The 25,311-nt window shown below is 59.7% G+C and carries 15 protein-coding genes and 4 pseudogenes; 7 read left to right on the forward strand and 12 right to left on the reverse strand.

The annotated features are described in order from the left end of the window. Window positions 1-57 precede the first annotated feature (57 nt). A complete protein-coding gene (locus X741_RS140990; protein ID WP_032928292.1) occupies window positions 58-1,782 on the forward strand; it encodes an adenylate/guanylate cyclase domain-containing protein in 1,725 nt (574 codons plus the stop codon). A gap of 448 nt (window positions 1,783-2,230) precedes the next feature. On the opposite strand, the gene X741_RS140985 is transcribed toward X741_RS140990, so the two are convergent. Both X741_RS140985 and X741_RS140980 read right to left on the reverse strand, forming a co-directional pair. Beyond that, a complete protein-coding gene (locus tag X741_RS140985) occupies window positions 2,231-4,000 on the reverse strand; it encodes an adenylate/guanylate cyclase domain-containing protein (protein ID WP_023780133.1) in 1,770 nt (589 codons plus the stop codon). Window positions 4,001-4,213: 213 nt separating this feature from the next. Further along, window positions 4,214-5,245 (reverse strand): helix-turn-helix domain-containing protein, encoded by a 1,032-nt coding sequence (locus tag X741_RS140980; protein ID WP_023780134.1) that lies wholly within the window; start codon window positions 5,243-5,245, stop codon window positions 4,214-4,216. A gap of 86 nt (window positions 5,246-5,331) precedes the next feature. Between X741_RS140980 and X741_RS140975 the strand changes: the two genes are divergently transcribed. Then, on the forward strand, window positions 5,332-6,738 hold the full coding sequence (locus tag X741_RS140975; protein ID WP_023780135.1) for an FAD-binding oxidoreductase: 1,407 nt from the start codon (window positions 5,332-5,334) through the stop codon (window positions 6,736-6,738). Between the two features lie 568 nt (window positions 6,739-7,306). Here X741_RS140975 and X741_RS140970 read toward each other — a convergent pair. Further along, a complete protein-coding gene (locus X741_RS140970) occupies window positions 7,307-9,016 on the reverse strand; it encodes an adenylate/guanylate cyclase domain-containing protein (RefSeq protein ID WP_051410521.1) in 1,710 nt (569 codons plus the stop codon). 496 nt (window positions 9,017-9,512) lie between these two features. Further along, window positions 9,513-9,877: pseudogene (locus X741_RS1000000169080) on the reverse strand (Tn3 family transposase); the annotation flags it as partial. A 552-nt stretch (window positions 9,878-10,429) separates the two neighbouring features. On the opposite strand from X741_RS1000000169080, the gene X741_RS140960 reads away from it, so the two are divergent. Then, entirely contained in the window at window positions 10,430-13,090 is a 2,661-nt protein-coding gene (locus X741_RS140960) for an EAL domain-containing protein (protein ID WP_031258776.1), read from the forward strand. Window positions 13,091-13,351: 261 nt separating this feature from the next. On the opposite strand, the gene X741_RS140955 is transcribed toward X741_RS140960, so the two are convergent. Further along, entirely contained in the window at window positions 13,352-14,167 is an 816-nt protein-coding gene (locus tag X741_RS140955; RefSeq protein ID WP_198024008.1) for a DUF1194 domain-containing protein, read from the reverse strand. A gap of 399 nt (window positions 14,168-14,566) precedes the next feature. On the opposite strand from X741_RS140955, the pseudogene X741_RS1000000171705 reads away from it, so the two are divergent. Both X741_RS1000000171705 and X741_RS04600 read left to right on the forward strand, forming a co-directional pair. Further along, window positions 14,567-15,291: pseudogene (locus X741_RS1000000171705) on the forward strand (hypothetical protein); the annotation flags it as partial. Window positions 15,292-15,383: 92 nt separating this feature from the next. Further along, entirely contained in the window at window positions 15,384-19,205 is a 3,822-nt protein-coding gene (locus X741_RS04600; RefSeq protein WP_348625704.1) for a WD40 repeat domain-containing protein, read from the forward strand. A 318-nt stretch (window positions 19,206-19,523) separates the two neighbouring features. On the opposite strand, the gene X741_RS1000000171215 is transcribed toward X741_RS04600, so the two are convergent. From X741_RS1000000171215 to X741_RS1000000171225, 3 genes and pseudogenes are all read right to left on the reverse strand, one after another. After that, the gene (locus X741_RS1000000171215) at window positions 19,524-19,838 is read right to left on the reverse strand and encodes a tyrosine-type recombinase/integrase (RefSeq protein ID WP_348625705.1); all 315 of its coding nucleotides are present in this window, start codon (window positions 19,836-19,838) and stop codon (window positions 19,524-19,526) included. Beyond that, entirely contained in the window at window positions 19,738-20,193 is a 456-nt protein-coding gene (locus X741_RS1000000171220) for a site-specific integrase (protein ID WP_245264353.1), read from the reverse strand. The genes X741_RS1000000171215 and X741_RS1000000171220 overlap by 101 nt, the downstream gene beginning before the upstream one ends. 185 nt (window positions 20,194-20,378) lie before the next feature. Continuing rightward, window positions 20,379-20,587 (reverse strand): annotated as a pseudogene (locus X741_RS1000000171225) (hypothetical protein); the annotation flags it as partial. A gap of 215 nt (window positions 20,588-20,802) precedes the next feature. Between X741_RS1000000171225 and X741_RS1000000170065 the strand changes: the two are divergent. Then, a complete protein-coding gene (locus tag X741_RS1000000170065) occupies window positions 20,803-20,970 on the forward strand; it encodes a hypothetical protein (RefSeq protein WP_023769227.1) in 168 nt (55 codons plus the stop codon). Between the two features lie 34 nt (window positions 20,971-21,004). Then, on the forward strand, window positions 21,005-22,192 hold the full coding sequence (locus tag X741_RS140945) for a Fic family protein (protein WP_023769226.1): 1,188 nt from the start codon (window positions 21,005-21,007) through the stop codon (window positions 22,190-22,192). Between the two features lie 2 nt (window positions 22,193-22,194). Here X741_RS140945 and X741_RS1000000170555 read toward each other — a convergent pair whose 3' ends face one another. The 4 genes and pseudogenes from X741_RS1000000170555 to X741_RS1000000171230 all read right to left on the reverse strand — a co-directional run. Next, entirely contained in the window at window positions 22,195-22,521 is a 327-nt protein-coding gene (locus X741_RS1000000170555) for a hypothetical protein (RefSeq protein ID WP_198024009.1), read from the reverse strand. 39 nt (window positions 22,522-22,560) lie between these two features. Further along, complete coding sequence (locus tag X741_RS140935; protein ID WP_032928299.1) at window positions 22,561-23,316, reverse strand: hypothetical protein; 756 nt, start codon at window positions 23,314-23,316, stop codon at window positions 22,561-22,563. A 1,612-nt stretch (window positions 23,317-24,928) separates the two neighbouring features. Beyond that, the gene (locus X741_RS1000000170560; protein WP_023780144.1) at window positions 24,929-25,219 is read right to left on the reverse strand and encodes a DUF768 domain-containing protein; all 291 of its coding nucleotides are present in this window, start codon (window positions 25,217-25,219) and stop codon (window positions 24,929-24,931) included. After that, window positions 25,216-25,311, reverse strand: a pseudogene (locus tag X741_RS1000000171230) (ATP-dependent DNA ligase); the annotation flags it as partial. The pseudogene X741_RS1000000171230 and the gene X741_RS1000000170560, both read right to left, overlap by 4 nt.

A 25,311-nucleotide genomic window follows, 5' to 3' on the forward strand; every position in this document is an offset into this window, starting at 1 on the left:
CTTCTCAGAGGAGCGCAAATACGATCATTAAAGCCGGTTGTCAGAGGTCTGCCCAAATTGGTCGAAGAAAGCTTCACCCGCCGATTGGCCGCCATTGTCGTCGCCGACGTGGTCGGATACTCGCGGCTGATGGAGTCCGATGAAGCAGGCACGCTTGCCACGCTCAAAGACCGACGGACCTTGATCCTGCAGCCCACGGTGCGCGCAAGGGGTGGCCGCATCGTCAAGTTCATGGGCGACGGCGTGCTCATCGAATTCGCCAGCGCGGTAAACGCGGTGAGCGCGGCGATTGAGCTGCAACGAAAGATGTCGGAAGCCAATACGGACTTGCCAGATCAGAGCCGCATTGTGCTCCGCATAGGCATCAATCTCGGCGACGTCATCGGCGAAGGTGCCGACATCTATGGGGAAGGCGTCAACATCGCCGCGCGGCTCGAGACGCTGGCGGAGCCCGGTGGCATATGCATTTCCGGCAAGGTTCACGAAGAGGTCCGAGGCAAGGTCGACGCCGCCTTCGAGGACGCGGGCGAACGACAGCTCAAGAATATCAGCACGCGCGTCCGCGTCTATCATTGCGGACCTACCGTCGTGCCAATGGCACCCCAGACGATCTCACCCATTTCCAACAAGCCTTCGATAGCCATCCTGCCGCTGGACAACCTCAGCGGCGATCCCGGCCAGAAATACCTGTCAGACGGCATCACCGAGGACATCATTACCGAGCTGTCCCGGTTCAAGAACCTTTCCGTAGCCGCTCGTCATGCCTCGTTTCAGCTTGGCGGCAAAGGCGTTAACCCCGTGCTGGCTGCGCGCGATCTCGGTGTGAACTTTGTTGTTGAAGGTAGCGTGCAGAAAAAGGGCGAGCGGATACGCATTACCGTGCAGCTGATCGACGCCGACACTGGCAACCACGTCTGGGCTGAACGATTTGACCGCGAAACACACGATATTTTCGCGGTGCAGGATGAGGTCGTCTCGGCGATAGTTGCGACGCTCGAAGGGCACATGATGAGCACCGCCGTAGCGCAACTGCGCAAGAAGCCAACGTCGAGCTGGACCGCCTACGACTTCTTCATGCAAGGTAGAGAAGTCGCCCGCCGGGCCAGCGACAGGGAAGCCGCACCCTTCTTCGCTCGTGCAATTTCCATCGATCCGGGATTCGCCCAGGCCCATGCCTGGCTCGCAATCGGGCACCTCGGCAGCTACTGGGCCGATGCCGATTCATTGACTCTGGAAGAGGCCCGCCTTGCCGCGCAAAGGGCCTTGGAACTGGACAGCAACGATGCAGCCGTCCAGCAGGCCAACGCGATGGTCGCGCTCTGGCTGGGACAGCACGAACGTGCGAGCATGCATTTCAACCGCGCTGTCGATCTCAATCCCGCTGACGCGGAGATTCGCGCCGACCGGGCGGAAGGGATGCGATTTGCCGGCCAGCCAGAAGAGGCGCTGATCGAGATCGACGACGCGCTGCAGAGGAGCAAATTTCCACCGCATTGGTTCTGGTGGATTCGCGGCGGGATCTTGATCGACCTGGAGAGATACGACGAAGCGATCGCCGCCCTCGGCAATATCCCACAGAAGGAATACGGCGCCTGGCTTCAGCTTGCCGCCGCTCACGCCCAACTTGGCCATGCATCCGAGGCTGCCCAGGCCTTAGCGATAGGACGGAAACTCAAGCCGAACCTCTCTTTGCGGGATGTCGTCGCGATGAGCCCTTACGCGCACAGGGAAGCGGGTGATCAGCTGTTCAACGGATTGCGGAGGGCCGGTCTGTCGGAGTGAAACGGGCCACCGCCGTTCGAACGGCTGTCTCGGCGCCCCCGCACCTGGGAGCAGCAGCTTTTTCAGCGGCCATGGGCCTCCGGTCAAAGACTCTGAGAGGTCATGGCGACTCGTGCCCAGACAGATTTTGCCTCTAAGGCGCGCGCGCATTGTGCGATTGCCGATCGGCCGTTACCGGCATGCTCGCCAGGCGCATGGTGGCGGGCGACCAGGGGTGGGAAATTGTCCGGTGCTGGAGCCCACCTGCCAACGGCGGTCTGTCCGTCCGGCCACTTCTTTTATTCTAAGCGAGTAGACCAAAGACGTCGAAGGGCTGGCAGCGAGAAGTAGTAGAGGAAAGAATCGTTGCGACCCCGGACCGGCTGGACCGATCGGAACAGCGGCTTTCAGGGATGAACCGGTCGATAGTGCACAATCGCAGGCCTCGCTCAGGTGATGCCCGTCGGCCTTAATCTGGCAAGCCCGCCAGACGCCAGCCATCAACAAACGGCTGCGCATCGCTCGGGCTCTTGAAAGGTGAGGCCGCCACCAAATCACTAACCCTCCAATTTGGATTGCCCGCAAGAAAGAGCCGGGCTTCCTCCTGCGCCTCAGGAACGCGACCGGCAAGGGCAAGCGCGGGAACCAGGTGCTCCCTCGAACCCGTCCCGTACGTTTCTTCCCGGCTCAAGGACGCCACAGCTTCTTCATAGTGACCGGAGGAAATCTGCGCAATTCCCATGATCCAGAAATACCAACCGGGTGGGCGGGGATTTATACGGAGCGCCGCGCCACAAGCTATCAGCGCTGCTTGCGGATCGCCTAAGTAGATTTGCAGCTCACCCGTCCAGGCAACCGCATCTGCATTGTTGGAATTAAGTCGAACGGCAGCATCGAATTGGGATTTTGCTTCATCCCAATTGCGCTCGTAGAGCTGGACGCAGCCCAGGATCCTGCGAGCGTGGGAATCGTCGGGATCGATTTTCACTGCCCTTTGCGCGTGTATCAGAGCATTTGCGCGGCCGGGCTCCTGTGGCTCTCCCCAGATAATCCAGCCAAATAGCAGTGAGATGGCAAGATTGCTGTGCGCCTCGCAGTAGTTTGGATCGATCTGAAGGGCACGTTCCAGGTCAGCACACGCCTCCCTGTTGTCGGACCTGGAATTGTTGCACTTGCCTCGCGACCTAACACAAAGATCATAGGCTTCGAGATTTGACGGTCGGGTACGGGCAACAAGTTTCTTTTCACCAAGCTTACCAGAGATCGCTTCAACAACGCGTCGCGTCACCTCGTCCTGAACGTCGAAGATGTCGGCAATTTCGCGGTCGAAGCGCTCGGCCCACACGTGGTTGCCGCCTTCTCCGGCATCAATAAGCTGCACGTTGACGCGCAACCGCTTGTTGGATCGCCGGGCGCTGCCCTCGAGAACATATTTGACGCCCAGATCGCGAGCGATCTGACGTACGTCGGTTGGTTTGCCTTTATAGGCAAAAGTGGAGTTGCGGGCGATGACGAAGAAGCCGGACACATTCGACAGATCGGTGATGATGTCCTCCGTCAGCCCGTCGGTAAAGAACTCCTGTTCAGGGTCACCACTCATGTTGATAAAAGGCAGCACAGCAATCGAAGGCTTGTCGGGAGGTGCGAGCGGTTGTGAAAGCTTCTCTAGAACAAGGGACGGTCCAGTTGGTGCCGCGGGCTTTGCCTTGGAGGGAACGCCGACCTGTAGCGAATAAACCCGGATCGGCTCGGTGATGTTCTTGAGCTGAACCGCACCGCGATCGTTGATCGCGATGTCGAGCCTTGACTTGACCTGCCAATAAGCCTGCTCGGAAAGACAGATATTGCCGGGTTCGCAGATGCCTTCCAGGCGTGCGGCGATGTTGACGCCATCACCCATCAGGTCACCATCGCCTTCTTGCACGACGTCGCCCAAATGAATGCCGATCCGGAACTCGATGCGGCGTTCATCCGGCACCCCGGCGTTGCGCTCAAGCATGGCGTTCTGCACTTCGATCGCGCAGCGCACTGCTTCCACCACGCTGCCGAACTCGACGAGGCTCCCGTCGCCGGTGCGCTTGACGACGCGACCACGATGAACGGCGATGGTGGGATCGATGAGATCGCTGCGCAGCGCCCGCAGCCGTGCCAAGATGCGATCTTCATCTGCGCCGGCTAGCCGGCTGTAGCCGACCACATCCGAGACGAGGATCGCTGCGATTTTGCGCGTCTCCCTCATGTCATGCTCCCTCCATCCAGTCTGGCACTACTGGTGAGGCAAAGGAAGATAGCTCCGAGCCATTGGGTTCCAGTCGTTCCAGACCCTTGGGCAGACAACAGCCTGAGGCCTGGCCATTGGCGATGTCCGCTTTTGGTCAATGGACTGGGCCGTGCGAATGACTGCAATTGGGCGCAAAGCGGAATGTGGGCATCGCGCCGCGACGGTTGAGATTCAATCGCGGCTCAGAGCTCGCCGGAGAGCGCCGAAGCGAATGCGATATTGCGCCGGCGTCAGCCCGACCTTGCGGCGGAAGAGCCGCCCGAAAAAACTCGCGTCCTCGTAGCCGACTTCATTCGCCACCGCTTCGACAGGGAGATCGCCCGTCTCCAGCATCTGCTTGGCCTGCTCGAGCCTGAGCGCGTGGATGTAGTCGATCGCCTTCATGTCCGTAGCCCTGGCGAAGCGGCGCACGAAGGAGCGCTCGGACAAGCCTGACAACCTTGTCATGGCGGCGACGGGGGACGGAGTCCGATAGTTGAGTTCCGCCCATTTCTGGCACCGGTTGATCACCGCGTCGTCGGTCTGCCGAAAGCGCATCAGCGCGGCGAAGGGCTGCTGGCCCATGTCGTGCCACTGCAGCATGTAGACCTTGGCGACCTCCATCGCCTCCCTGAGGCTGACGAAGCGCGCGATCAGATAGAGGGCGAGATCCTGCCAGCTTGAGCCGCCCCCGGCCATGACGATGCGCTGGACCTCGCCGCTCAGCACGAGCGACTGGCCCGGCTTCACCTTAACGCCAGGATAGTTGTTCGTGAGCGTCTCGACATAGCCCCAGTGAATGGTGGCCTCGCGATTGTCGAGCAGCCCGGCCTCGCCGAGCAGCACCGCGCCCGAGCATGCGCTGGCCAGCATAGCGCCGTCGTCATGCGCTCGCTTCAGCCACGCGGCTTCGGCGTCATACTGCCCGGCAACGCTTTCTCCCGGATTGACGAAGAAATCTGGAATACAGACGATGTCGGGTGGCGGGCAATCGGCAAGGCTGTGATCTGGGCGCACCCAGATGCCGTTTGCAGCGCGAAACGGGCTGCCGTCCCCAGCAACCACATAGGGCCGCATGCGCGGCATGCCCGCCACACCGCTGGTGATGAACAGGAAATCCCTGCCGGGCGAGGAAAACAGGTCGAACATGCCGTAGATCGTGGAGGCGGTAGCCTCCGGAACGGCAAGGATCGCCACATTCAATGGGCCGATCTGTTCAACCATGGCAGAAATGACCGCCTTTCAGCATTTTCGACTTTAGTGGCCGTGCCCGCGCCGCGCTAGCGTGTGTGAAACGAGGAGACCGCCACATGGCCGCCACCGCTACCCTTGCACCATCGAGCATCGAAAGCTTCCGTGCCGTCATGCGCGGCGAGGTGCTGGAGCCGTCGAGCCCATCCTATGACACGACGCGGATCGTCTGGAACGGCATGATCGACCGACGTCCCGCTCTCATCGCGCGCTGCCGGAGTTCTGCCGATGTCGAGGCGTCGGTAAATTTCGCGCGCGAAGAGCGGCTGGCGATCGCGATCCGCTCAGGAGGCCACAATGTTGCAGGCTACGCCGTCTGCGACGGCGGGCTGATGATCGACATGTCGCTGATGCAGGGCGTGCGGGTCGCGCCCGGCCTCGATCGCGCCTTCGTCGAGGGCGGCGCCACCTGGGCCAATGTCGATGCGGCCACCACCCCGCATGATCGCGCCACGCCAGGCGGCCTCATCTCGGCGACGGGCGTTGCCGGCCTGACGCTTTCCGGTGGCATAGGCTGGCTGCGCGGCAGCCACGGCCTCAGCGTCGACAATCTGCTGGGGGCCGATCTGGTGACCGCCGATGGCCGCCTCATCCGTGCCGACGCGACGCAGAACCCGGGTCTCTTCTGGGCGCTGCGCGGCGGCGGCGGCAATTTCGGCGTGGTGACGAGCTTCGAGTTCAAGCTGCACCCGATCGAGCCGGAGCTGATGTTATGCGGTCCGGCCTATCCCGAAGAGCGCGCCAACGAGATCATTCCACTCTGGCGCGACTTCATGCAGACCGCACCCGATCGCCTAAGCGGCCTGGCGGAATTCTCCACGCTGCCGGACGATCCCTCGATCCCCGAGCATGCAAGGGGCCGGCGCGTCCTGGCGCTCGCGCATGTCTATGACGGACCGGCCGACGAGGGCGAGCGGGTCATGGCGCCGTTGCGCAGCTTTGGGGAACCGCTCGTCGATTTCAGCGGCCGCATGCCATATCGCACCATCCAGTCGCTCTATGACGGGCTGTTCCCGAAAGGCCGCGACCGCTGCTACTGGAAATCCACCTACCTCTCGCGCCTCGACGACGAGGTCATCGGGGAGATCACCGCGCGGATGGCGAAGCGACCCTCCGAAATGACCTTCGCCTCGATCTGGAAGTTCGGCGGTTTCGTCCAGCGCGTCCCAGCCGATGCGACCGCCTTCGGCGACCGCTCCATGCCCTTCATGCTCAGCCTCGACGCCATCTGGCCAGGCGCTGACGAGGACGATGCGAACATCGGCTGGGTTCGCAGCTTCTGGCAGGAGATGCAGCGCTACTCGACCGGGCGCCTCTATCTGAACTTCCCCGGCCATGGCGAAGGAGCGGATCTCGTGCGCGACGCCCTGGGAGCCGAGGCCTACGCGCGGCTCGCCAAGATCAAGCAGATATACGATCCGGACAATCTGTTCCGCCTCAACCAGAACATCCTGCCAATGCACTGACGCGCAACTTCAAGTCGGGCGTACGGTAGCGACTCTTGCCTGGGTCGTAGTGGCTTTGAACGCGCTGAGCCGCGAGGGACGCCCAGCGTCATCGCCACGATGTCGGCTTTCAATCAGTGACAGATCTGTCCGCAACGACCGAGATTGAGGCGCGAAGCAGTCGATGGTCACTGACCTTTGGTGGCCGCTCTCCACCCTATCTCAGACGGCGACTTTTGCGTTTACCGCTGAGCACGGACGATGCGAGCACTATCGGAAGTCCCGTGTCTTCACCTTGATTGGCTCGACCTTCAGCGTTGGATCGACGAGGTCCCGTGGCCGCAGAACCTTCGGCAAGCTGCGAGGATCGATTCCAGGCCCACCATGATGGGCTCGTGACGGCATGGCGGTGTTCGGAGAGTGGGCGCAGTGAATGCTATAGGGGACCGCCAGTCTGAGAACGCGGCTATCCGCAAGTGTGGAGGAACTCGAGCGGGTGACGACAAAAATTGCCTCGGTCGATGTGGACGAGACTGAGCATTGAGTCTGAGCAGAAGCGTCTTCAATAACTGAGAACGGAACACGACGCTCACACGTCTACGCCTGCTTTGCGAAACCCCTCGAGCCACAATTCATGGTCTTCGGCCAGTGCGCACATGCCTGCACAATTGCAGGCGAATGCTGGAATATCGAAACCTGTCGGTGCCTCGCCTAGAATTGCTTTTGCCTCATCGATCCTCCCCAGTTGGGAAAGGCACATCGACTGAAGCAATCTTACATAGAAAGGTGCGCCGTTAATTGTTCTGTAGGTATTAAGGGCTCCTTCAAAGTCACGCATTAGATACTGTACGTCTGCCAAGATAACGGTCCATCCCGGCGGTACGCGTGGCTCAGCCCGACATACACGTTCAATTATTTCCCGTGCGCGATTGCGTTCGCCTATGAACGCGAGAACTAGTGCCCGTGTGGCGGCCGTGGAGATGTCACGCGGATTGAGTAAACTTGCACTATCAGAATATCGTCTTGCATTGTCTCCATCCCCGAGCATTAGGTACGCAGCTGCTACCTGTTCAAGCACGTAGGCGTCTGTCTTGTCGGCAGCGATAGCTCTTTCAGCGTATCCGCGAGATAGTTCGGCGATTTTCATATGAGTGTCACGTGCGGATCCGGTAAATCGTCTATAGCCATATAGGCCACTCAACATGGCCAACGCTCTCGCATATTGAGGATCAATTTTGATCGCCTGATTCAGGCAGCTTATAGCATCCTCCTCATCGCCATTTCTAGAAGCCTGCCTGCTGCGCAACCACAAACTATAAGCGGTGGTGCTTGTCGTCGGATTTCGCTGACGAGCTTTGCTTGCTGCTTCATCCAAATTATAAAAAAGCCGGCCAAGAATAGCATCAACGATCTCGTCCTGAACTTGAAATATGTCTTCAATTCTTCGATCGAATTTTTCTGCGAACGCATGAGTCCCAGTTTGAACGTCAATGAGTTGAACTGTAGCACGCACCCTGTTGCCGGCCTGGCGGATGCTTCCCTCGATCACAAAATCAGCCCGAAGCTTGCGGCCTATCTCCGCCACGTTTACGGACCGATCCTTAAACAGAGCTGTCGTATTACGTGCAATCACTGACAGATGTTGATAGCGGGAAAGCTCCGTGATTATGTCTTCGGTAATTCCATCGGAGAAATAGTCTTGTGCTGGGTCGCCAGACATATTTGCGAATGGCAATACCGCCACTGTCGTACGCTCGTTGACCCTTAAAAATTGGGCTTCTTGGACTCCTTCTGCATCTTTGGGCCTGATGCGATAGACGCGAATTGTCCGGGATATATTCTTGAGGGAGCTTTCCCCAATGTCCTCGATTGAAATCTCGAGCTTTCCTTGAATCGCGTCGTACATTTGGCCCGAAATGCAAATACCTCCCGGCTCGGACAGGGTTTCAAGCCGAGCGGCGATGTTAACACCGTCACCGTAGACATCCGACTCGTCCTCTATGATGTCTCCCAGGTTAATGCCTATCCGCAATCTGATCCGATTAGCATCTGCTAGCGTTTCATTTGCCTTGGCCATGCGGAGCTGAAGTTCAAGCGCACAACTCACCGCATTTACTGCGCTAGCAAATTCGGCCAGGATTCCGTCGCCCATGAACTTGACAATTCGACCGGCGTGCTCTCGAACGGCCGGCACCACGATCTCCCTTCGCCGTTCCTTGATCACATCAAAAGTGCCGAGCTCATCCGCCTCCATGAGGCGGGAGTAACCAACCACGTCGGCCACTAGGATGGCAGCCAAACGGCGCTGCGCAGCGTTTCCGACCACTGCCGACCAACCTCTTCGTTCCCATCGCCCCAACCAATCTACAACAAGGCGCAAATGTCTGCCAGAAACTTGCCTCAGCCGGTCGAGCAGGTTTTTGGCGAGCGTGGTTCGCCCTTCACGCCGGAGACAGCGCCCTGGCGTGCGATCAGCTAACAATTGCCGTTGTCGCCCCGATAAACGCCCGACAGCGGCGTTGGGATTGTGCCTGGTGCCAGATCGCTCGTATCGACAGCAAGTACCTTCATCGTGGAAGCTTGCTGACCTGGTCATTACGACCCGGCTGCGCGGTATCCTGTTTCCGTCGCTGCGCCATGGCGGCGGCACCAACCTGGTGACCTTGTCGAAGCGACAGGGTCGCGACGATCCGGTCACCGGCTGCCGAACGATCAGTCAGGCCTTGAGTTGCTAGCTGGGGTCGGAACAAGAGCAGTGCGAAATCCGTACGCTAAGGTCGAACGGAGCAGGAACGTTATGCGGCGCGCCTTAGCCCGGCCGGGAGCCGAAGCGACCTGAAGCCTTCCGGGAGATGTTGCTCGCTGTCCCAGGTGTAGATGCCCGTCGGTTGATGTGCTCCCAACTCAGCGGCGAGATATGCTTCAACAGTGTATCTGGGATGTTCCTTCCCGCTCGTTTGAGCTCTGTGACTGCGCGGTCGAGATAGACAGTGTTCCAGTGTACGATCGCGCTGACGACTAGATTGAGGCCCGATGCGCGGAATGCCCGACTTTCGAACGACCGGTCGCGGAGTTCGCCACGCTCATGGAAGAAGACTCCGCGTTTGAGTTTGTGCGCTACCTCGCCCTTGTTGAGGCCGGCTTGGCAGCGTCGCTGAAGTGGTCACGCTCATCGCCTCCAGCTGGAAGCGCTCGCGCATGCCTTCCTCGTTGTTCGCCCTTTGGTTCATTGTAAAGGATCAAGTGGTCTAATGCTAATCGACGAGGCGGCTTTGGGGCCGCAAGGCGGCGGGCAGCTTTTTGCCACCGAACTGCGACAGCGGCCACGAAGCCTTTCACCTCCTGGCGCGCCGCGTCGATCCAACTGGCGACGGCCGGGAGAAAGGTCGGGCAATCGTCATAGATCACCGGCTGCAGCTCGAAATAGACCTGGCGGCGCTTTGCCCGGATCGGCGAGCGAGCGCGAAGACCAATTTGTGCGCCCGGCAGGGCGTCATCCGGATTGCCCCCCGCTCGGCCTATGGGTCGGCTGCGCTGCCCGACACCTGCGACGCACGTCAGAGGCTGTTGGAGACGCGAAAGGCCGTCGGGACTGCCATGTGATCTCGCTCTCTATGTGCCTTGCTAAATATTGACTGGAAGCACCAAGAATCGATTAAGTGTGCTCCGGTATGCTGCGCCAATAGGAAGTTGCTCTGACCGAGACTCCACGTTGGCAAATGCTATTCATCAGCGCTTCCACGCTTTGCTGACCTGGACCCGTGTCCCGGCAGTGATTGCCCTTATCGTGCTGTTGCTCGCTGGAATTTTTGCCGACCATCAAAACAGCATTGTTGCCGATCAGGCATTGCGCGTTGACGTCGCGAAGGAGATGAACCTCATCCGCGCCAATCTTGAGGGCAACGTCAATGGAGACCTTCAACTCGTGCGCGGTCTGGTCGCGACGATCGTCACCGAACCGAATATGAGCCAAGACCGCTTTGCCCAGCTGGCAGAGAGCCTCTTTCGCGAGAAGATACACCTCAGAAACATCGCCGCTGCCCCTGGCCTGGTCATCTCGTTGATGTATCCGATGCAAGGCAATGAGAAGGCCATTGGACTGGACTTTCGCAAGGATGAAGAACAGCGTGAGGCAGTACTTCGGGCACGCAATACCAAACAACTGGTGTTGGCCGGACCGGTAGAACTCAAACAAGGAGGTCAGGCATTTATCGGGCGATTTCCTGTCTTCCTTGACCGTGACCGCCCTACCGAGACGTTCTGGGGCATAGTGGCTGCCGTGATCGACATTCAGAGGCTGTACGAGGACAGCGGTCTTTTAGACAAGAAACTGCCGATCGAGATCGCGCTGACGGGCAAGGACGCTCTCGGCCAAAGCGGCGCGCGATTTTACGGTCCCGCGCACGTGATGGAAAGCAATCCCGTCACGGCCGAGGTGCGATTGCCAACAGGATCCTGGAAGATTGCCGCTATACCCAAAGGTGGTTGGAATGCGGCGCCCCGCAGCGCCTGGATTTTGCGACTTGCAATGCTCATCGGCGGCGCTCTGGTACTGGTTCCAATCGTCATTGCAGGGCTGCTTCTCGAGCAACGGCATAAGCACTATGCTGATCTACGGCGCAGCGAACGACGGCTTGCACAGCTCTCCGAAAGGCTGGAGCTTGCGCTTGACGCATCACAAATTGGTGTGTGGGAGCAGGATCTCGACTCGGACATCATATCCTGGGACGACCGCCTGAACGAAATCTATGGAAAGCCGGCGGATGGCGAACCGAGGACCTTCGAAGAGTGGTCGAGGTCGATCCACGCTGACGATCTTGAGCACGCCAAGCAGGATTTCGCACAAGGGATTGCGACCGGCCTATACTCATCGGAATATCGTGTAGTGCTTCCCAATGGTGTAGTTCGACATCTTCGCGCGCGTGCCAAAAGTTACAGGGATGATACCAATCACAAAATGGTCGGAGCGGAATGGGACGTGACGGCGGATGTGGCCCTGACCCGGGAGTTGGAGCAAGCAAAAAACCTCGCGGAAACGAGGAATGCTGAGCTAGAGGCGGCGACAGCGCGCAATGAGCATACCGCACTACACGATATGCTGACTGGTCTTCCAAATCGCCGCTACCTCGACACTATGCTGGAAAGGCATGCTGTCGCAGATTCAACGGCTGCCGGCGGCGCTGCACTTCTGCATCTTGATCTCGACCGTTTCAAACAAATCAATGACACACTTGGACATTCGGTTGGCGACGCCGTGCTAATCCATACCGCGAATGTGCTGACATCAACTGTTCGGTCAGGAAACTTCGTTGCCCGCGTGGGAGGCGATGAGTTTGTCGTACTGTGCACCCGCGATATCTCAACTGACCAACTCAGCCAGCTGGCCGATCGCATTCTACAGAGATTGCGACAGCCGGTGCCCTATAAAGACCACCAATGTCGTATCGGGGTCAGCATCGGCATCGCGGTCGAAGCGGACGGTCCCGTCGACGGCCCACGCTTGATGGTCAACGCGGACATAGCCCTCTACCGGGCCAAGAGCCAGGGACGCAATCGATATGAGTTCTTCACCGAAGATCTCCAGTCCGAGATCGTTCGGACCAAACGGGTCGCCGATGAGATCCTCGCGGGGTTGGAACGCAACGAATTTGTTCCGCACTACCAGCTGCAGTTCCACGCGAAAACGTTAGAGGTTGCGGGCGTCGAGGCACTGGCGCGCTGGAACCATCCGATCGCCGGGCTTCAGACGCCAGCCTGGTTCCTGAGGATTGCGGAAGAGTTGAATGTCGTTTCGATCATCGACCGGCTGGTGCTCGAACAAACTCTCCAAGACTTCGATCGGTGGCAAAGAGCCGGCCTGTCGATGCCGCGCGCTTCGGTGAACGTCTCCGCGACGCGGTTGCAGGACGGGGAGCTGATCAATAGCCTGAATTCGCTTTCAATAAAACCCGGGACCGTTTCGTTCGAGCTTCTAGAGTCGATCTTCCTCGACGACAATGATGAGCTTGTGGTCTGGAACGTTAACCAGATCAAGGAACTCGGAATCGATATAGAAATTGACGATTTCGGCACCGGCCACGCCTCGATTGTCAGCTTGATGAAACTTCAGCCGCGACGGCTGAAAATTGCACGCCAGCTAATTGGTCCAATCGCAGAGTCAGCCCAGCAGCGGCAGGTCGTACAGTCGATCGTGCAGATTGGAAGGTCCTTGGGGGTGGAAGTCATCGCCGAAGGTGTCGAGACGATGCAGCAGGCCAAGATCCTTAAGGACCTGGGCTGCGACATCCTGCAAGGCTATGCGCTGAGCCGGCCGATGAACGCACACGGCATCGTGGAGTTCTTAAGCAGCCCTCGAAGGCGCACAGCATCCTAATACCTGAAATGGGCGATTTTCAACCGAAAGGTACAAGCTTGCCAGCCGTCTCGGCCCAGCCACGTCCGCTTGGTCAACGGATCGGATGGCTGGAATGACTGACGTGGGCCCGTAACTTGCCCTTCCGGTTTCGGAACCAAGTTACCAAAATGCAGCCCTTCAGCCCTTGACGGCGTTCATCGCTGTTGATCCCCCCTGCTCTGTTGACTGTCGGCAGTAATGCGCGAAGCCATTCCGTTGCTGGCACCACATTGCCGAGCCTCATCGGCCTGGCAACTGACCGATGATGTTGCAATCGACCGTGGGGCCGGAACGCTCGGTGTACGCGGCGTAGATTACCTGATCCATGTTCATCGAGATTTCACGAACCAGCTTTCGACGGACTGCGGTGACGAACATTGCGGCGTCGGTGACGCCGATTGCGAATGCGTCCGGTCCGCCGATGACGCAGCGCTCGAAATAGGATTGCAGCCTGGAGGGGTCGTACCGCGCAAACCCGTCGGCCTCGCCAATGCGGGGTAGTGTAATAGGCAGCCCGTTGATCGTCACACCTTCCGCGAGAAGAAACTGCCGAATGGGGTCAATGAGTGCTCCGGCATTGTTCGGTCCGTCGCCGGATACGTCAATAACACGGCGCGGGCTGCGCAAGCCGCTCTTCGCGAACAGCCCATTCGCGGCCTGCAACGCGCCGGAAATCGACGTTCCCCGGCCTTCAGTCAACGACAGAGCAGCGAGCCTGTCCGCCAAAGTCAGAGTATCCTCTCGGCTTTCGACAATTGTCCACGGCACGATGACGGTTTGCTGATTTGGTCCCGCCCACTCCAGATAGAGCACTGCGATTCTTCCCAGTTCTCCCGCCTTGATTGCCATCGCGATGTCTGCGTGGCGGAAAGCATCAACATAGCCGTCGCGCTGCACTTTTTGCTCGATTCTGCTCATCGACGGCGAGACGTCCACGGCAAGGATCAATTGCAAATCGACTTCGGCCAGGCCGTCCGCGGGACGATCCGTCGAGTGGGCCTGTGGCGCTGTCGCGAAGAACAGGGTGAGCAGGAAGGCGGCCGTGAGCCGCAGCACTGGTCTTGCACCCATGCTTCCAGCAATCCATACTAAGCAGTCCATGGCGAACCCCTCTCACCGACAATGGAATGTGGAATTGTCGGTCCGGGGCGTTTGCCAAGTCACGAACGGCTTACGATCATTCGCCGAAATCCGCGCTCCCCGCACGGTCTGGATGATGATCAGTCGTCGCAGCGCGAAACCGTGCTAGTATGGGACTGCGGCTTCGTGCTTAGGGGAACCGGCTTGAATAGCTCGCCGCCCACGACGTTCGTGCTCAACGGCGTGACCGCCGACGTGAGCAGGGAGACCTTGCGCGACCAGTTCAATAGGACAATCGCAGTTCGCCACCAGACCTTCGCGGTACTTCGCCACCTTCTGGAGAATGCTGATCGCGTCATCACCAAGGACGAGCTGATGAAGGTGGTCTGGAATGGGCTAGCCGTCACCGATGACAGCCTGGTCCAATGCATTCACGAGATCCGTGCGGCGCTCAACGACAGTCGCCAGGCCGTCGTGCAGACAGTGCCGAGGCGCGGTTACAGGTTGGTCCTTCCCTCAAATGCCGGACCAAGATTGGTTACAATTCTGGCGGCAGAATTGGCCGGCGAAGTCCGGCCGGCAGGCAAGGATGAGCGGAGCATTGCTGCACTTACCCCGGCGTACAGGCAGGTCCTTGATGGGCTGCTGATAAAACATGCCGGTCGTGTCTTCGCGAGCGTCGAAGAGACAGTCCTTGCGGAGTTTGCTGGCCCTGTCGAGGCGTTGCGGTGTGCGAGCGAGATCCAGCATGAGGTCGATAGGCGGAACTGCGAGGTTCCCGAGACAAAGCGGCTGCGCTTCCGCATCGGCGTTGACCTAGGTTACGTCGTCGCCGAGGGCGACCACCTCAGGGGCGAGGCCGTCGAGGTTGCAGCTCATCTTCAAACCTTGTCACGCCCCGGCGGGATTTGCATCACGGAAGCGGTCCGCGTCCAGGCTCAGGCCCACCTCTCGCTGGAATTCATCGATCTCGGCGAGCACAAACTGAAGGATGTCGCCCGTGCCTTGCGCATCTACCGCGTATGCCTTGCGTCCGAGGAACCGGTCAAATCGCCATTTCGCGGTCTCGATGCCTTCGAATTCGAAGATGCCGATCTATTCTTCGGCCGAGCGCGGGCGATTGCCGCCTGCACTGCCAGACTGGAGCAGCAGGCAGCAAGCGGCACGGCATTCCNTCCTGCTCATCTACGGAATGAGCGGTTGTGGCAAGTCGTCCCTCCTGCGCGCTGGCCTGCTGCCGTCATTGACGCGACCTGGAGCCGTGGCAGGCATATCCTTGTGGCGCCGCTGCCTGATCCGCCTCTCCGAAGGACCGGATGCATTCGCTGTGTTGGCTGCGGCGCTGCTTCACGACGCTGCTGTGCCGGAGCTGTCCTCAGAAGTAACAGCTGCGGAACTCGCTCTGCTTTGCAGGAGCACGCCGGATCGAGCCCTGGCGATGGTCCGACAGGCACTTCGCAAGGCCGCCGGGCCGGCCCGCTCACAGATCAGACTGCTTGTGGTCATCGATCAGCTGGAGGAGCTGTTCACGACGGAGAGGCAGCCGGCGACGCGCGAGGCCCTTGTGCGGTTCATGGCGGTGCTGGCGGCGAGCGGACTGGTCTGGGTGATAGCGGCGATCCGTTCGGATTTCTTCCACCGCTGCGGCGAGGTTCAGGGCTTCTCGGCTCTCAAGGACGGCCTCGCCAGCTACGAACTCCTGCCGCCGACTGGCACAGAGATTGGGCAGATCATCCGCGAACCCGCCCGCGTTGCCGGCCTCCGCTTCGAGGAGAACCCCGAGCGGGGTCGACTCGATGATGTCCTGCAGGAGGCAGCGGCTGCAGATCCCGGATCATTGCCGCTTCTCGAGTTTGTCCTCGACGCGTTGTACCAGGCCAGTGGCGACCGACGCGTTCTGACCTTTGCACATTATCGTGCGCTGGGCGGCCTCGAAGGCGCAATCGCGCGCCGCGCCGACGAAGTCCTGGACTTGCTGGCGCCCGGGATCCAGGACGCCTTGCCCGCGGTGCTGCGCGCCCTCACCACGGCGAGCCTGGCCGATGAAACAGTCACGGCACGTCCAGCCCTGTATGCCGAAGTTGCGGGCACTCCCGCGCGATCGGCCCTCGTCAGTGCCCTCATCGACGCACGGCTCCTCGTCAGCGACGAGGACGCCGCAGGGCATGTTTTCGTTCGTCTTGCACATGAAGCACTGTTGAGCCGTTGGCCGCGCGCCGGTGACATTGTGAATGCAAACCGGAACTTTCTCGCGACGCGCGAACGCCTGAGGGCCGACGCCCACCGATGGCACCTGGAAAACAGGAATCGAGAGCTTCTCCTCCCGTCCGGCAAACGTCTGGCGGAGGGCGAAGAGTTGATGCTTACAAGGCGGCAGGAGGTCGACGATGCCGTCCTTGAATACATCGAGGAGTCCTTGCGTGCCCATCGGCAGAAGGAGGAGAAGGACCGTCACGCAGAGCTAGCACTGGTCGCGGCTGCCGAAGAGGCAAAACGCGAGCGCCTCGAGCGCGAGGCCGATCGCCGGAGCCTAGCGGCTGCCGCGGCAAACCGGCTTGCCCGACGGACACGGAACGCCGCTATCGTCGCAATAATGCTCGCTGTCATGGCGGGTGCAGGCGCATTGGTCGCCCTCAAAGCGCGGGAGGAAGCAAGGGGGCAACGCGATCAGGCGCTGCGCAATCAGTTCCTTTCGCTCTCGTTCCTTTCCGAGCGGTCCGCCGCGGCAGGCAATACCGAGGCTGCGATCCGGCTGGCGCTTGAGGCGCTACCCTCGAAAGAGCAACCCGAGCGGCCATATCTATTTGAGGCGGAGGCAGCTCTCTACAAGGCTCTGCTGGCGCACCGGCAGATCAAAATCCTCCGCCCTGGCGCCGCTGTGGCGCATGCGGCATTCAATCCTACAGGTGATCGCATCGTCACCGGATCCTATGACAAAACTGCAGCCGTCTGGGACGTCTCCACCGGTGCCGAAACTGCAATTCTAAAAGGTCATGAAGGGGCCGTGGAAAGGGCCGAATTCAGCCCCGACGGGAGCCGTATCCTGACGGCCGCGAGGGACGGCACTGCACGTCTCTGGGACGCCGTCTCGGGAGAGCAGCTCCACATCCTGCGGCCGGTAGGCAATTTCCCGACGGCAATCTTCAGCCCGGATGGCACTCTGGTGCTGACGGCGGGGGAGAACAGCGATGCAACGCTCTGGGATGCTCGGACCGGAAAGAAAGTCCTGGGTGTAAGCAGCGACGCATATACGCGTGCTGCTTTCAGTTCAGACGGCCGCAGCTTCGCGACGGCAGGCAAGCGTTTGGTTTCGATCTGGAATACCGCGGACGGCGCGCTGACGCGGTCGATCCGAGTGATCTCCTGGCCATTCACCCTTGCGTTCAGCCCGGACGGAGGCCGGTTGCTGGCCGGCCCGTGGGGTTGGCATTCAGATCGCGACACTTCCAGCCTTTTCGATTTGTCGAAAGGAATGGAGATCGCAAAGTTCGCCGGCAGCAAGAGCGACACGCAATTGAACGGCGTGATTTTCAGCCACGGGGGTCAACGGATCGCAACGGTATCACTGGATGGCACTGCCCGGATTTGGGATGGAGCGTTGGGAACGCTGGATGATGTGCTCGGCCAGGAGGTTTCGGGGTTGAAGCCTGACATCGATACAGATGAACGCGATGTGGAGATGAACGGTGCCTTCTCCCATGACGACCGCTTCCTTGCGACCGCGTCGATCAATGGGCCGATCCGCATCTGGGACGCTGAACGCGCCTCGATAGTGACGACGATCGCCGGTCATGAATCCTTGGTCGAGCATCTGGAATTCAGCCCGATCGACAGCAACATTCTACTGACTGCTTCACACGATGGCACCGCTCGGCTTTGGGATGTCGACGGCGCCCTGACGACGGCGCTTTCACATGAATATCGGCCGACTTTCGCGGTCTTCAGCCCCGACAGCGTCCACCTGCTTACCGGCGGGGGCGACAGCGCGGCGCACCTGTGGGATGTCGTCAGTGGGCGCGAGATAATCCGCCTCGATACGCATGAGATAATTCAAAACGCGACGTTCAGCCCAGATGGGAGGCGCGTCGCCACGGCATCGCTTGAGGGCGTGGTCCGTATCTTTGATGTGGCCACGGGGCACGAGACCGCCCAGTTCCGATCACATGCCGGACTGATCAAGATCCAGTTTGGTCGCGATGGCAAATCGCTTGTTTGCGCATGGATCAACGGTACCGCCCAACTGTGGGACGCGACGACCAGCATAGAGCTAGCCGACATCAATACAAGCAGCAATCTGCCGCAAGCGGTTCTTAGCCCTGACGGACGTCTGATCTTTTCGGCCAGGGAAGACAATGTGGGACGCCTCCTCACGACCAGCGGAGCCGAACTCCGTGCTCTGGTGGGGCATCAGGATCGCATCACGGCAGCGGCCTTCAACCCCGACGGTCAACTGGTCGCCACGGGCTCACTCGACCACACGGCCCGAATTTGGTCGATCACGGAGGGGAAAAACGCCCGAACCCTTGAGGGACATACCGGCGCGGTGACGGCGGTCGCCTTCAGTCCCGACGGCCGGTCGTTGCTGACTGCTTCACGCGATGGAACCGCCCGGATCTGGAGCGTCGCCGGCGGTCTGGAAAGGGTTCTCAGGGGCCACAGCGGCGCGCTGGACAGCGCCGAGTTCAGTCCCAATGGGTTGTATGTCGTGACCGCGTCGACCGAAGATCGAACGGTCCGATTATGGGCGGCGCAATCGGGGCGACAGATTGCCGTCCTTAGCAGCCAGGACGATGCAACCGTTCGACGGGGCTTTACACGCGCGGCTTTCAGCGCCGACGGCACCCATGTCGCGATTGTTTCCGGCGAAAAGAGAGTCAGCATCGTTCGCCTCTTCCAAACACCCAAGGAGCTTATTGAATTCGCCCGCCGTACTGTGCCTCGCGAACTGACCCCTTGCGAGCGGCGAAGCTTCTTCCTTCCTGAAGACCCCGCACACGGCACCTGTCCGGACTGAGGTCGACAACGATCGAATGTTGCCCATTAGGCCGGCTACTCGAACCGCCCAACCGTGTGACCCAAAGTGATGATCGCCCTGGATCCGGATGGCGTGGCGCATAACCGTGGGATTTCGCTTGCCCTACCGGTTGGCGTTCGGGTCCGACCAGAGCGTTTACCTGTGACGTCTGCTTTTGGAAAGCGTCGGAGGCGACCTTGACGGCTCCAATTGTGAAGGGTTTCGGGTGCCGTCCAGGCGTACGAAAGCCTCCCATGCAGGAACCCGCGGGCCGCATGCTGTGCGCTATGGGGATTTGTGTGGCGGGTGCCTGCGACTTCAGCAGCCTCCTGGACGGCGCGGTGCAGTTGCCGCGACGAGATCGGATCGGTTCAACTGCGCCCCGGGAACAGCCAGCCATGCGGGAGCATCACCCCGCGCCGCTTGCCTTCGCGCCACCACAGCCGCCAGAAGCTGCGGCGAGAGCATGGCGTTGCGGTCCCTGCGTCCCCTGCCCTGTTCGACGCGGATCAACATGCGTGTGGAGTCGATATCATCGACCTTCAGGTGCGCGACCTCGGACACGCGCAGGCCCGCGCCATAGGCGACGCCGAGCGCAGCCTTGTACTTGATGCCTGGTGCTGCCTCGAGCAGGGCGCGCCGCTTCCTCCACGCTCAGCACATAGGGCAGCTTGCGCGGATAGCGCATGATCACCAGCGCACGCGCCAGTTCCCGCCGCATCAGTGTCACCATGAACAGGAAGCGCAACGCCGAGACCGCACCGTTGATCGTCGCGGGGCCGACACCGTTCTCATGCTGGTGCAACTGGAAGCGCCGGATATCCTGGGGCGTCGCAGTGTCGGGAGCGCGCCCAAGGAATGCGGTAAAGCGCCGGACGTGACGTACGTAATCCTGCTGTGTATGCGGTCCCAGACCTCGCATCAGCATGTCTTGCTGCATGCGCTGACGAAGCGGTGATATCGGTGCATTGGTCGGCAGGGTAGCCATGGCGAGTTCCTCTCGTTGAAGGGAACTCCATGGCCTGGTCAGGCCGTAGGCACTCAAAGCCGAAGATTACCATACCGCATTGCCAACCGCGCCTTCGCGAAGCGGGTTCGTGCACTGGGCGCGAAGCGGTCGTTGGCGATGCGACTTACCTCAAGAACGCGCCGCCAACAACAATGCCGTTCGAATTACCCGAGTTCGTGGATCATCACGTCGGGAATGACCGCCTTGGCGATGTCGCATAAGTGCTGATGATGGGTCAGGTAGATTACCTGGCCTACGCTGGCCATCTCGCCGAACAGGCGGAAAACTTCCTCCGACCGGAGGCGAGCCGCAGAGCCAGGTAGAGCTGGAAACGCGCGCCTTTCGAAAGAGCGTCTGCGATCTTCGATTGGCCAGGCGCTCGGACAGGACTGCCTTGTCTCTTTGGATATGCGCTTCGGTGTGATCATCCTCTTTGGCCATTTGTTTGGATCTGCCTCGATTTATCGGCCATGTTACCTGAGTCCTGGCAACCCGCGAACTTCGGCCAAAGGATCGGCCAAATGTTCCCGCCGCTTGCGGATTCGTGCATGAATATCAGCACGCTAGGCGTGCCGGTTATCGGCCATCGTGATCCTGGTCATCGTCGGCATCCTGCTGGGATCATCGTCGGCGGCATCAATGGTGTCCAGGTTTGGCAGCGGTGACGGTGCCAGGGCCCGCGAAGTCGGCAAGATGCCGGTGATCGGCCAGAAGATCGGCCAAATATCCTGGCAAATTCAAAATATATATTTATAATTACGCATTTAGCAGAAACCAAGATCGGCCAATTATGGAAGAGAGTGTACAGCGCATCGAACCGGCACGCCTAACCGATGTATCCGAAACTATCTCCGATGCGCTGGCGGAGCTATCGGCGACGTCGGCGGTTTTGGGCAAAAGCCTTCACCCGCGTACCGCTGCCAATCTCGCCGATCTCGTGCGCATCATGAACACTTACTACAGCAACCTGATCGAAGGCCACGATACGCGCCCGCGCGACATCGAACGGGCGCTGGCCGGAAAGCTCGATCGAGACGAGAACCGTCGCAACCTGCAGCTCGAGGCGGCCGCGCATGTTCGCCTGCAAGCCGAGATCGACCGTATGGCGGCCGAGGGCCGGTTGCCAGAGCCGGCATCGGTAGATTTTCTGCGATGGCTGCACGCGGAATTCTATCGCGATGCCGAAGCGCCCATGCTGACCATCAAGGGTGCCGGCCGTGAATTTGTCATGGCGCCAGGCGAGTGGCGATCGAAGCCAGAGCATGACGTCGCCGTCGGTCGGCATGAACCGCCTTCGAGCGACCGGGTCGACGATTTCATGCAGTACTTTGCCATGCGTTATCGCTTCGACAAGCTGGGCAAGGCCGGACGGATCCTGGCCATCCCTGCAGCGCATCATCGGTTTAACTACATTCACCCCTTCCCCGACGGCAATGGCCGCGTCAGCCGATTGATGAGCCACGCCATGGCGCACGAGGCCGGGATCGCCGCCCACGGGCTGTGGTCGATCTCGCGCGGCCTGGCACGCGGCGTGAAAAGCCGCACGGACTACAAGCGCATGATGGATCATGCCGATATGCCCCGCCAAGGTGATCTCGACGGGCGGGGCAACCTCTCCGAGCGTGCACTCGGCGACTTTACCTCGTGGTTCCTGCAGGTGTGCACCGACCAGGTGAGCTTCATGAGCGGATTGTTTGATCTCGATACGCTCGCCAAGCGACTGCATCGCTATGTCGAGCGTAGCGGCTTGAAACCAGAAGCCGGTCGTCTTCTGGAAGAAGCGCTCATGCGCGGTGAGTTTGACCGCGGCGAGGCATCCCGCATTAGCGGACTGCCTGAGCGCACGGCGCGTCGCGTGTTCAACGATGTGATCGCGCTCGGTCTGTTGGCGTCGGAAACGCCCAAGGGCCCAGTGTCGCTGCGCTTTCCGGCGGACGCTCTGGACGCGCTGTTTCCGAAGCTGTTTCCGGAAATGTAAGATCATAGAGCGCTCACGATCTTACGGCGCTTCTCCTCGACGTCCTCCAAGATTTTCACCAGATCACCCGGAAGCGGGTTTTCCGGTTCAGGCAAATGCGCGAGATGGCGCCACCTCCTGTCCAAGGCCTTCAAGGAAACCTCATCGGTCATCCCTCGTTTGGCCTGCGACCAGAACAATGCACGAAGTTCGGGAGAAATCGGCTTTCTCTCCTCCAGCCGCTTTGCCAACCAAAGGGTGACATCAACCAGCTCAAGACCGGCACTCTCATCTCCTGACATGAATACGGGCGGCGTTTCCGGCATGTGCGAGTAATCGGCCTTGGGCATGCCGGGACCCATATCAGACTTATGGCCTCGCAATCTCTGCTACCATTCGGACAATTCGGCTTGGGCGCCGTTGAACTCCGTTTGCCGATCGACCGTGATGCGGTTGACCCGGCTCTTTTGTGCATTGGATTGTATAGCAATTGCCTGCAGGACCTGCTGAAACCCGATCAGGTTCGGCGATATCTGCAGTGTCGATTCATAATTGCTGGAGCCGAAGCTGATCTCTTTGGGGTTTGCCGCAGCCCATTTGATAGCACCCGCCACAAGCTCCCTTGATCGCGCGTCCGGCAATCGACCCACGCGCTCGAGCAGACCTGCGTAAAGCTTCTTGAGCCTTTCCTCGCAACGTGCGGGGTTCTGTTCGCGCCTAGCGCTCCATGCCTCTTTCGCAAGGTCTTCGTCGAAAAGGAACGACACTTTAAACAGCAGGACATATCGCATGGGCGTCCAGTAATGGTGCCATGGAACAGCATCATTCAAGCCGGAATCAAAAACCTGATCGAAGAAGGTGATGATCGCATGGTCCGGCTTCGAGACCTTATAAAGAGAAAACCGCAGATCGTTCTTTTTGCTGAACCGGGCTATTTTTTCAGCGATTGGCGTCAGTCGTCCGACACCGAGTTCATTGGCGTGGAGGCGTTTCACCCCGAGATCTCGCCGCAATTCTTTCAGCAGCGGCTCAGCGATGACGTCAAGATTCGCGCGGCAGCCCAGCACACCGTAATCGAGCTTCGGCTGGTTCGCGTCGAACAGGTTCAGCCCTGTGTTGCCGCTTTCGTCGACGAAATAAAACACCTTGGAAGTCGTCAAAAAGCGGGGGCCGCGTTGGAGCAATAACTTGGCTGGCGATATGTCGCCGAATGTAGAGAGCGAGACAGATCGCTACAAGCAGCCCTCGCCCGCAGCGTTGCACAGCTCAGTAAAATAAAAGGGACTCCCAGAGGAGGCTGCTGAATCGGACGTTTCTTGGATTATTCCACACTTGGGTGTGAACCGGCCACCCGGCGAGGCGCCGTTGAAAGTCCGTCCCTGCGACACCTATAATATGACCCGACCGGATTGAATTGTCGAGAAGAGAGCCATTCAACGCCAAGTTGGCGTCCTCGAACTACGATGGGATGGAGGCTCTGCCGGTCCGATGGTTCCAGATGTCTTGCGGAGTTAATTCGTTTCGACACGCGATAGCGCTTCCGTCCTGGGCAGCGCCAGCTGTTCCCCTCGGGTCTACCCTGCGCTACAAGGGGTCAGCCGCCGCTTCGTGACAGGTGGGTAGCAGCGGAAGCACGGGAGATGGGTCAGCTACAGTTATCACCTACCTCGGGTTGCCGTACCCATTGCGCTGGCACCGCAGTCCCTCTTATCTCTCGGACAAGCAACCAACCCGAGTATTCCTATGACCACATCCCCGAGAACGGGGGCGGCGCCGGGGTGAGGTTGAGGAAATGACAGAAGTTAAGGCCTTAACGCCTTGTTCAATTTATCTACCTTAGAATTCGCCAATGCGCTTCTCACTCCTGCTTTTTGGCTGGGCGGCATTTTGCTGTTGGGATTTCGCCGCCAATGATGGTCAAGCCATTATTGGCCTTGGCGTGCGAGTTGCCAGGCTCTTCCACCGACTAATTTGAACGTCAGGCGCTGTTGCGCTTCGCGCTAGCGCGGTTTTTCCGTCGTTGCGCGGGCGATCCTTGCCGGACGCTACCCAGCCGCAGGGGCCGAACCGGTCCCGTGGTATTCCACCGGATGAACTCGACCTCCTTCCCGGTGACTTGCCGCACGGCCTTCAACAGCACCTCATGAGTTCCAGCCTCATGGGGTCAAAGCGCTACCTCCCCTTCGGCTTCGGCGTGATCTCCTCGACCCGCACCTTGTCGCCGATCTCCGTTAGCGTCCGGAGGCAGGCTCGTCGAGAAAGGCCCCCGCCTTGTTTAACAGCTCTCGACGAGCCGTGCGCCCCTTTACCCCCGGACGGCCAAACACTGGGGCAGTCTGCCTCAATTCAAGCGACTGCTCCGTTCGCGTGTTCGTTCACGCAATCAGGTGGCGCTAATGTCACATTCGATGGACGCGTACGAGCGAGCGCCCTCTTGCGTTAGGCCCTATCATCCTCGTCGGCGATCCCCTCAAACGGAGTTGCCAATGGCTAGGCCAACGATAGCTAGCGTTGCCAGATGCCTGCCGGTTTAGCGGTCGCCAACACGGCTTATGTCTTGCCTGGTCGGTGCCTTGGGTTCAGCCAAGGATCAGTTGAGCTAGTACCATAGTGAGAGCCATCGATACGGGAACGGCTATAAGGCAACACGTCTCAATGATCTTGTTTTCTCGCTTGTCCATCTTCGCCGCCTCGCGTTTTGCGTTCTCATTTTGACGTCTACGGGCAGCCTTGGGAAGCGGTTCCAGGCGGAGGCGGTCAGAGATGCCGCCGGTGCTGCATATTAGCAACACCTTGTCGAACCCTCGGGCTGCCGAGCATTAGTCTTCCTCGCAGCGGCGAAGCGTGGCGCCCCGCAATGCCCTCATGATGGTTTCGAACAAGTTCGCCAATTTCTTCATCGATCTCGTCACCAGGAATGCCTGGGGCCTCTGCTGCCTGTTTAGCCTCGGCCATATCGATAACCAGCAGCACCGGGTCGTTGATCGGCCCATCCGCCAAGTGGTCAGACATCCAATGGTAGAGAAAATCACCGCCGCGCTTGCTCATTTTTCCCTGAAATCCAGCAGCTTGGCATGGCGCAGCTTCTCCTCGCCCTTCAGGAACCGCACCCGGCCGACTAGACCAGGTTTCAGCCATTC

It is taken from the genome of Mesorhizobium sp. LNHC221B00 (assembly GCF_000502935.1).
In the GTDB taxonomy this organism is placed as follows: Bacteria; Pseudomonadota; Alphaproteobacteria; order Rhizobiales; family Rhizobiaceae; genus Mesorhizobium; species Mesorhizobium opportunistum.

What these genes read in the sequence shown, in the direction of transcription:
- X741_RS140985 (WP_023780133.1), bottom strand. Translation starts at nt 4,000, where the DNA reads ATGAGGGAGACGCGCAAAATCGCAGCGATCCTCGTCTCGGATGTGGTC.
- X741_RS140975 (WP_023780135.1), top strand. Translation starts at nt 5,332, where the DNA reads ATGGCCGCCACCGCTACCCTTGCACCATCGAGCATCGAAAGCTTCCGT.
- X741_RS1000000170560 (WP_023780144.1), bottom strand. Translation starts at nt 25,219, where the DNA reads ATGAGCAAGCGCGGCGGTGATTTTCTCTACCATTGGATGTCTGACCAC.
- X741_RS140980 (WP_023780134.1), bottom strand. Translation starts at nt 5,245, where the DNA reads ATGGTTGAACAGATCGGCCCATTGAATGTGGCGATCCTTGCCGTTCCG.
- X741_RS1000000171220 (WP_245264353.1), bottom strand. Translation starts at nt 20,193, where the DNA reads ATGGCTACCCTGCCGACCAATGCACCGATATCACCGCTTCGTCAGCGC.
- X741_RS04600 (WP_348625704.1), top strand. Translation starts at nt 15,384, where the DNA reads ATGAGCGGTTGTGGCAAGTCGTCCCTCCTGCGCGCTGGCCTGCTGCCG.
- X741_RS140945 (WP_023769226.1), top strand. Translation starts at nt 21,005, where the DNA reads ATGGAAGAGAGTGTACAGCGCATCGAACCGGCACGCCTAACCGATGTA.
- X741_RS1000000170555 (WP_198024009.1), bottom strand. Translation starts at nt 22,521, where the DNA reads ATGCCCAAGGCCGATTACTCGCACATGCCGGAAACGCCGCCCGTATTC.